Genomic DNA, 9,184 nt, shown 5'->3' with positions numbered 1-9,184 from the left:
CTTTTCATCATATGCACAGACTGAGTGAAAAACTAAAGAAAGGATATGAAGATATTGCAGAGGATCTAAAAGTAGACTTAGCCGTAACACACTGGGGACCTAGTGGGATGATCTACTTTAGTGATAAAGCTCCAAAAAATTATAGAGAATTCATAAAACTAGACTTTAAATCTTGGTTCACATATTTCTACTATATGATATATAAGGGAATATTACCAATGGCGGGTTTCAATGAGCAGTGGACGGTATCGGTAATGCATACAGAAGAGGAGATAGATAAACATCTGGAAGCTTCAAATGAAGCTATTAAATTAGCTAAGGTTCAGAAAACTGAGGGAAGCATATTTGAGGCTTTTTAGCCTCTAAATTCCTTGTCCGCTTCTTTTAAAACATCGTCAATAGCATTAACCCCTTCATCTATCTCTTCCTTATTTATTATAAGAGGTGGAGAAATTATTAACCAAGACGGACCATTATATACATAAACACCTTTCTCCAATAACTTCTTCGTTATAAGATCAATTAACGTTGGTCTACCTTCATACTTATCCTCGTAATCGCCAAATGGACTGTTGTTTTTATCCTTAACTAACTCTATAGCCCAGAACAATCCAACTCCTCTTACATCTCCTATACTAATATGCCTATTCTTCAGTTCATTTAATCTCTCTCCTAGATACTTCCCCATAGCTTTCACGTGAGCTAGTAGATCTAATCTCTTATATTCTTCAACTACAGCGGGTATAGCAGAGAGGGAGACCGGATGTGCTTCGAATGTATGACCGTGTGGAAATATATTCTCTTCGAAGAAATCGCCGATTTCTTTTGTAAATCCAGTGATACCTATTGGAACATAAGATGCTGAAGCACCTTTGGCTGTGGTTAAAATATCCGGTTCTATTCCCCATAATTTTACGGCGAACCACTCTCCTACTCTACCCCAGCCTGTCATTACCTCATCTGCTATAAACAAAATATCGTTTTCCTTAGCTATCTTCCTTATTAATGGCATGTATTCTTTCGGAGGCACGATAACTCCATTAGTACCAGTAATAGGTTCAATTATTATTCCAGCTACATTGTGTTCTTGTTTAATAACGTATTCAACGTAATTAGCACAAGCAATGTTGCATTCTGGGTACTTCAACTTTAAAGGACATCTAAAACAGTAGGGCTCTGGTATTCTAACTACTCCTTGCATTATATTTGGCTCAACAAACCACCTCCTATAGTCTCCGGTAACTGATATAGAAGCTAACGTAGAACCATGATAAGATCTGTATCTGGCTAATATCTTATATGCTGGTTTCTTGTAAATCCTCGCCACTTTAATTGCAGCCTCGTTAGCTTCAGTACCAGAAGTCGAAAAGAAGAACTTTCTAATACTATTAGGCATAACTTCAATTAATGCTTTCGTTGCCTTTGCTCTAATTTGAGCCCCAAAAGAGGGATTTATATATTGTAAGGTATCTAATTGCTCTTTGATTGAACTGATTACTCTTTCATTTCCATAACCCAAATTAACGTTAACGAATTGTGATGAGAAGTCTAAGTACCTTTTACCCTCGTTATCATAGAAATAGACTCCTTTAGCGCTTGAGACGATAATAGGATCCCAACCTCTTTGTTTACTCCACGTCTTAAACGTATGATCCTTAATAATCTTCTTCTCCTCCATAATATTTGTTCTAAGTAAAATGGATTATAAACTTGTATTACGTTCAAGTTGGACGTTATATGATGGATCGTTTGAAAAGTAGGATGCTGATTGTTTTTCAGATAATTATGATGGGTGATAATGGAACTCTGTTCAATATAATCTTTATATATTTGTAATATATCTCATTTATTATGGCATTGGAAATAGATAAAATAGACCTTGAGATTTTAAAGATGCTTCAAAACAATGCTAAGTATTCCTTAGAAGAAATAGGACAAAAACTAAGAGTTCCTAAATCGACAATAGCATATAGAATAAAAAGGCTTGAAAACTTGGGAATAATAAAAGGATACTATGCACATCTTGATCCTGGCTTATTGAATTTTGACTACACGGTTATAAGCCTCATTAGAGCTAAGTACGGAAAGGACTACCACGTTAATTTAGGCTCTAAAATAGCTGAATTACCAGGTGTTTGGGGAGTTTACTTCGTTTTAGGAGATATTGACTTCATTGTGATGGCAAGATACAGAAATAGAGAAGAGTTCATGAGAAATTTACTAGAGAGGTTAATGAACTTACCAGAAATTGAAAGATCTAGTACTCAAGTAGTAGTAAAGGTAATAAAAGAAACACCAAATACAGTCTTATGGTAAATAGTACTTTAGATAAATGAAGACAGTAAAAAATGTGATGCAGGAAAAATTGGTAATTTATAAGTACGCCATAATTTTAATATATTGCATATTCTCTATTTATGGATATTACCTCTTATAATAAAGCCAGCAAGATACGATCCTGCCATTCTCCTTAACATTAGGAGGTTCCTCAATTTTACAAATATCCATCATATATGGGCATCTCGGATGAAATCTACATCCTTTAGGAGGATTTATTAAACTAGGGGCTTCTCCTAAAGGAGGTGATAAATCTTTTCTATAAAGCTTAGGTACAGATGAGACTAGATGTTGAGTGTAAGGGTGAAGAGGTCTTTCTAATATTTCATCGCTCTTACCTTGTTCAACTACTTTACCCGCATATAATACAATCATTCTATCTGAAATGTAATTTGCAACTATTATATTATGGGTAATAAAAAGATAAGTGATGTTTAATTCTTTTCTTAAATCTAATAGCAAGTTAAGTATTTGTGCTTGGATTGACGCGTCAAGGGCTGATGTAGGCTCGTCTAGAATTAGAAGAGTTGGATTTTTAGCTAAGGCTTTAGCTATCGAGACTCTTTGTACTTGTCCTCCAGATAACTCATTAGGATACTTGTCCTTTACATAATCGTAAGCTAATCCTACAAGCTCTAACAATTCTTTAGTTCTATTAATATCTTTAGACACCTCTGTGATTATTTCCTCAACTGTCATTCTAGGATTAAGAGAAGATAAGGGATTCTGAAACACTATCCCTATGTTCTTTCTAACTAACTCAATATTTTTAAATACGTCCTTACCCATGAAATAGAGCTCTCCTTCACTGGGTTTCTCAATGGTCGCTATTATCTTGGCTAAAGTAGTTTTTCCACAACCGCTCTCTCCTATAACTCCTAAAGTCTCCCCCTTAATTATGTTTATTGAAACGCCATCTAATGCTTTAAGGAAAATATGATCCTTCAAAAAAATACGCTCTAGTACACCCCTTCCTCCCAGAGGATAATACTTCCTTATATTCTTACCTACAAAAATATCCATCAATACATCACTTCGCCCATAATTATTTCTTGAATTCTATCTCCCAACAATGAAAATCCTATAACTATTAACAGTATTGTTAGCCCAGGGAATAGTGGCCACCACCAAGCTTCTGGTAATCCTGATAAGCCATTAGAAGCCATTTCTCCCAACTCCGGTATTGGTGGAGTTATTCCTATCCCTATGAATGCCAAAGTAGAATACGTTAGTATAACGTTTCCAAAGTCTAGTGTAGCATAAGCTATTATTGGATCTATCACGTTTAAAAATATATATTTATAAAATAATCTGAATCTGGATACTTTGTATATTGTTGTAGAAATTATATAATCAGTGTTTTTAACTTCTAATGTCTGGGCTCTAAATAATCTAGCATATGTCGGCCACCATACTAATGATAAACCTAAAATTACTCCTAGATAGCTAGCTTTAAGTGGGACTGAAATAGCTATTACTAAAATCAGAGGAGGCAATGATAAGAAAGCGTCAGTTATCCTCATAAAAACTTCATCAACTACACCTCCAATATATCCAGCAATAATACCTATTATTCCACCGACCAGAATTGAAGAAAAAACGACGACTATAGCAACTAAAGCGTCTCTTGGCAATGCATAAAGTATCCTTGAAAAGACATCTTCTCCAGCCCCATTAGTTCCCATTATATAATTTATATTAGGCGGATGAAGAGCCTCTGAAGGATTAACTGCAAATGGATTATGAGGAAGAAGTAAATATCCAAGTCTAGGATTTCTAGTATATTGTGATATTAACTCAATAATGCCTTGAATCAAAGACCATGAAATGAACACAAGAACTATTAACAATCCTAATAATCCAGAGGGGTCTTTCACTATTAATTTTAAAATGGTTTTATATTTACTAACCACCTACTCTCACCCTAGGATCTAGCACACTGTATAGAATATCTGCTACCAGATTAGCAACAATTATGAATACCGCTACAATGACCGTTGTCGATAAAATACCTACATAGTCGAGGTTTAGTAAGGAATTAGTTATAAACCAGCCCATTCCATGATACTGAAAAATATCTTCGACTGCAACTGAGCCCGCTATCGATGAGCCAAATAACAATGCTATTAACGTCACTATGGGTATTGAGGCATTCCTTAGCACGACTCCATAAACTACTCTTCTCCTACTTAAACCCTTAACTAGACTTAATTTCGCGTAATCGGAGTTCATATGGACGAGCATTGAAGATCTTGAAAGTCTAGTAACTATACCAAAATTAGCCACTGCAAGAGAAGTTACTGGTAATATCATATGCCTTAATACGCTAACGAAATAAACCCAATCTCCGGCTATTGCCGAATCTATAAGTGGAAAACCCGTAATTCTAGATGGAGATGTTAAAGCAGGATTCACTATTCCATAAGGTGGGAGTAACTTGAGGTAATATGCTACTCCTAGCTGAAGAACAGTTGCTATAAGAAACGTTGGAGATGACCAAGTTACCAAGTATACTCCTCTCACGAAATAATCCAAAACCTTACCTCTGTTTGACGCTCCTATAGCCCCGGTTACTAAGCCAATTATGACTGATAAAACTGTAGCTGGTATCGTTATCTCTAGAGTTCTGGGAATATATTTTGATAATAGGTTTACAACTGGAACTTTATATACTGGATCCATTCCCAAATTTCCATGAAATAAATTTGAAATATAATTAATTATCTGAACATATAGTGGCTTATTCAGACCGTACTTCCTCTCTATAACTATTAATTGCGCATAAGTTGGATGAGGATTACCAGAATATATTTTTGCTAAGGTTAGTGGATTTGGTGCAATTACGTGAATAAGTATAAAAATAACTACTATTAACATTATAATAGTTATTATTGCATTTATGATACGCCTAATGATAAATAAAAATAGGTTCCCTTGCGTTACCTTTCACCTTCTTCCCCTCAAGAACAATATTATTCCAACGATAATTACTATTATCACTACTATTACAGCTATTATTACATCTAATGTTATAGATGAAGAACTATGTGTAGTAGTTGTTGTCAGTGTTGTGGTAGGAGTTGTTATAGTTGTAGAAGAAGTCGTTGAAACACTAGTAGTAGTTGACGTAGTTGGGGATACTAAAGTAAATGTTATGGGCTGATAATACAACATGTTATAGAAGTAGTAAGCTAGTTCTTGTGCTACAAACCCTTTCACATAGGGCTGAACGAGATAATACAAGGTTGGTGTAGGCATCCATATATAAGGTGCGTAATTGTATATGATTTTATAAGCTTGTGCAACCAATTGAAGCTGTTGTGTTTGATTAGTAATGAAGGGAAGAGTATTATACATGTTTTGTAGTATAGTTAAGTTCACCCAAGCCCAATTCCCACTAATACCTCCAAAGAATGCATCCGTCAGAGGCAATAGTTGCTGGAATACTGGATCCGGCCAGTCCGCTGAGTATATCGCATAAGCCAAGTTAGGTGATACTTGAGCGTTAGTCTAGCTGTCTATTACTGAAGGTAATACTGATTTTATAGCCGTTGGGATACCTATTTTTTCTAAATCTTCTTGAATTATCTGTAACTCCTCTTCTAATATTGCAGTCGGACGTGATACAGTTATGTAAATATCCAGAGTTGGTAATGGATTACCCTTCGGATTACCTATTATTGTCCCATTAGGTAAGGTAACGTAAAAGTCACCCTCATATCCCGCTTCATTTAAGTAGTGTAAGGCTAAAGAGATATTATAGCTATAAAGTGATAAATGAGTTATATTAAGTACTTTATAATATATTGGGTAAGTGGAAGGAATTGGTCCTAAAGCTTCCCTAGCTAGTAAAGTACCATTAAATTCATATAAATCTAACAATGCTGTATAATTAATTGCATGAACAATTGCTAGCCTAAGAGCTGTTATATTAGTGGGATAAACCTGGGTATTCATACCAATATAATCAATACACCCTTGAATCTCATTCGCTAAATAGAACACTTGATTGAAGCTCACGTACTGTTTGTAGACATAGTTATTGTATAGATAGCCCAAGTATTGAGGGCTTACATAAGATAATTGGGCAAAATTATTATCGAAGTCTTCTAGTCTAGTTTCATGGGAAAGACCATAGTAAATTATCACTACTGGTATATGAGCTGGTTGTAGCTCAGGTGGTAAACCTGTTACGTTATTTCCCCAATAATTAGGATTCTTAACGAGCACAACCGTTGAATAGGATGAACCAACCGACTTTATCATATATGGACCGCTACCCGGCATACCGTATTCATCAATATATGAATTGGGAGTATTAGCTTGAACTCCTCCATGTTCGTCAATGAACACAGGATCTTGTATAGCTCCCCACCAATAAGCTATGTCTAATATGAAATACCTATAGGGGTGTAATAGGTTAAATTGAACTTCATAAGGACCCTTAACCACTACAGCTTGATAAGGATATTCCATTATTTTTAAGATGGTTTGATTGTTAGCGTTAAAGTGAGAAAGTATTGAAGCTAGAATTGTGGCAGTTAAATTAGCGTTATTAGATGTGGGCAAACCAGTTACGTTTTCAATCGCATTTCCTACTCCCCAAGGGAGTGCAAAACCTGTGTCTTCGTACTGTGTACTATTAAACAACAAGTTAATATAATTATTTACACCGGGACCCTGACCCATTAATATCGTTCTATAAAAAGAGAACCAAACTGTTGTAGCGTTTATCTTAACACCATCACTAAAGTATGCATTATTTCTTAAATAAAATGTCCAATTTTGATAGTTAGTAGTAGTCCAATTATAAGCTAACCCTGGTACAACTTGTAATGGATTACTTACATTTGGCTCAACTAATTGTTGGTAAACTACGTTAAAAATAACTTGATCTGGATCACAAAATCCCGTTGCAGGATCTAATGCATCAGGAGGATATGTCCAAGCTACGTCTATTAACTCTGAGGAATTTTTGGGTTGGATAATGATAGTTTGTGAGTGAACTATAGTTGATACTGCAGAGATGCTAACAAGCAAAATAGTAAATAAGGTAACAGAAGTAAGTAAAAATCCAAGAAATTTTTTTGAGGAGTATTTCATGAGTTTTAACTTAATAAAATCGTTTATAAACTTATTTCATGTATTCATGTTAAACATTTTTTAATAAGAGGTCAAAAACTACTAATCAATTAATCAAACTAAGAGGATTTGTTGGATAGTTTTCAATCAAATCTCATGAGCACATACATTTATTGCTGATCAAATGACGTATTTCGTTTAAATTCCAACAGCACTGACCTATTCATGAATAAATTAAGGTAGTTTAAAGGCAAATCGCGTGTCCAAAAGCGTCGCGTCTAAAAAATTTTACAACAATATTACTAAAGGTCACGTTAGTTTCCCAGATTCTCTCTATATATAACATAAATTTCAAAACCCCTCCTCCTTAGTTCCTTGAAGAAAACGTCCGGTCTTACTACTTTTTCTGGTGGTAAGACACCATTTCCACTAACTTTCATTTGAACAGCTATGCTTGATGGAACTCCAGCTCCATATTGAGTTCCATCAAATCCACCTTTAGGTGGTATCACCACCTCAAATTCCACTGAAGTGCTGTCATACTCAAAAATAACCTTAGCTGACTCCCACTCATCCCCTTGAGCACCTATTAAGTTCTTTAACCTTAAAAGTTCCTTTAAATATTTCCTAGCCTTTATCCCATAAACTTCTGCATCATCTCCGAATATCCTACCTAAATTTGCAACTACTTCGAATCCATCACCTCCTTCCATCCAATCAACGTATTTCACTCCTCTGAAAGAAAATGGGAAAGTAGCTAGCTCACTATGTATGGTTAAGTACGTCTTTACTTTACCAACCGGTTCATGAAAATAGACTTCTTCACTCATACTTAACGGTTTGTAATACACATATTTTCCATCCTCCCAAACCGGAGCGTCCATCGTAATTTCGTCCATTTGTGTATCTACGCTCCAATTGAATTTAAAACTGGAACTAAGGGACCTCCAGCCGTTCCTTATTCTGATCCTTCTAGGTATTCCATATTTGTCAACTAGATATCTAGCTCCTACATTCGTTATACCTGGCTCCGCACCCATACCTATAAGCGCTAGTAGTCCATTTTTCTCGAACTCATTATTCTTATCCAACTGTTTTAATGTCATCCAGAACAATCCGCCTAAATCAACATAGTTCACCCCTGCTCTTAAACACGCTTCCATTGCGTTTAGATTGAAATAATATTGGGCAGTGTTTATAACGTAGTCACTATCCTTTATTTTTCTTGCAATTTCATCAATATTATTTAAATCACCGTAAACGTACTCTACGTCCAGTTTAGGTTTAACTACGTCAATTACCTTTACATCTATGTTATTATCTAACAAATCCTTAACTGTAACTGAACCGACTTGTCCACTACCTCCGATTACGCTAACTCTCATCGTTTACCACACTTCTTCAATACTAGACATCTTAATGAGTTCATTCACGTTTTTTAACTCATCTATCTTTCTAAGGGATTCATACGCTCTTTCTAGATGGGCATAAATGTCCCCTAAACTATGAGACACTGAAATAGTCCATTGCTCTTGAAATGCCATCGGTATTATTCCTTGAACTAACATTGAATAGAAGTATCCAGCATAAGCCTTAAGATCACTGTAACTGACTATCTCTTTATAATTTCTAGGCTGATTACTTGCTGGTATAACAGTCCCGCTAACTCCCCAACTATTTACTACTAAATCTAAATCTAAGTCCTCAGAAATATCCTTATAACCCTTTACTAGCTCAGAATTTAGCATATTCATTCTATAGAAAC

Annotated in this window: 10 protein-coding genes; 2 read left to right on the top strand and 8 right to left on the bottom strand. The window is 35.3% G+C overall.

Annotated features, from left to right (window positions below; translation table 11 throughout):
* Window positions 1-359: hypothetical protein (locus DMP16_RS10955; RefSeq protein ID WP_221929526.1), on the top strand; the 359-nt coding region annotated here is incomplete at its 5' end.
* On the opposite strand, the gene DMP16_RS05775 is transcribed toward DMP16_RS10955, so the two are convergent.
* Window positions 356-1,678, bottom strand: a complete 1,323-nt coding sequence (locus DMP16_RS05775; protein WP_069283480.1) for an aspartate aminotransferase family protein — start codon at window positions 1,676-1,678, stop codon at window positions 356-358. The genes DMP16_RS10955 and DMP16_RS05775 overlap by 4 nt on opposite strands.
* A 173-nt stretch (window positions 1,679-1,851) precedes the next feature.
* Here DMP16_RS05775 and DMP16_RS05770 point away from each other — a divergent pair, with 173 nt between their 5' ends.
* Complete coding sequence (locus DMP16_RS05770; RefSeq protein ID WP_143576967.1) at window positions 1,852-2,316, top strand: Lrp/AsnC family transcriptional regulator; 465 nt, start codon at window positions 1,852-1,854, stop codon at window positions 2,314-2,316.
* A gap of 108 nt (window positions 2,317-2,424) precedes the next feature.
* Here DMP16_RS05770 and DMP16_RS05765 read toward each other — a convergent pair whose 3' ends face one another.
* The 7 genes from DMP16_RS05765 to DMP16_RS10950 all read right to left on the bottom strand — a co-directional run.
* Complete coding sequence (locus DMP16_RS05765; protein ID WP_069283484.1) at window positions 2,425-3,360, bottom strand: ABC transporter ATP-binding protein; 936 nt, start codon at window positions 3,358-3,360, stop codon at window positions 2,425-2,427.
* A complete protein-coding gene (locus tag DMP16_RS05760; protein ID WP_069283485.1) occupies window positions 3,360-4,250 on the bottom strand; it encodes an ABC transporter permease in 891 nt (296 codons plus the stop codon). Before DMP16_RS05760 ends, DMP16_RS05765 begins: the two co-directional genes overlap by 1 nt.
* Window positions 4,243-5,250, bottom strand: a complete 1,008-nt coding sequence (locus DMP16_RS05755) for an ABC transporter permease (RefSeq protein WP_255446812.1) — start codon at window positions 5,248-5,250, stop codon at window positions 4,243-4,245. Before DMP16_RS05755 ends, DMP16_RS05760 begins: the two co-directional genes overlap by 8 nt.
* 33 nt (window positions 5,251-5,283) lie before the next feature.
* The gene (locus DMP16_RS11525) at window positions 5,284-5,823 is read right to left on the bottom strand and encodes a hypothetical protein (protein WP_304948036.1); all 540 of its coding nucleotides are present in this window, start codon (window positions 5,821-5,823) and stop codon (window positions 5,284-5,286) included.
* 24 nt (window positions 5,824-5,847) lie between these two features.
* Window positions 5,848-7,440: an ABC transporter substrate-binding protein gene (locus DMP16_RS05750; RefSeq protein WP_304948035.1), complete on the bottom strand. Its 1,593-nt coding sequence runs from the start codon at window positions 7,438-7,440 to the stop codon at window positions 5,848-5,850.
* A gap of 293 nt (window positions 7,441-7,733) precedes the next feature.
* Window positions 7,734-8,804: a saccharopine dehydrogenase NADP-binding domain-containing protein gene (locus DMP16_RS05745; protein ID WP_069283490.1), complete on the bottom strand. Its 1,071-nt coding sequence runs from the start codon at window positions 8,802-8,804 to the stop codon at window positions 7,734-7,736.
* A gap of 3 nt (window positions 8,805-8,807) precedes the next feature.
* Window positions 8,808-9,184, bottom strand: a 377-nt coding sequence (locus tag DMP16_RS10950; protein ID WP_221929525.1) for a hypothetical protein, incomplete at its 5' end; no start/stop codon positions are given.

This window comes from Sulfolobus sp. B1, from assembly GCF_007050195.1.
Taxonomy (GTDB): Archaea; Thermoproteota; Thermoprotei_A; order Sulfolobales; family Sulfolobaceae; genus Saccharolobus.
The sequence above is the reverse complement of the archived record's forward strand: the minus strand, read 5'-3'. Positions and strand labels throughout refer to the sequence as shown.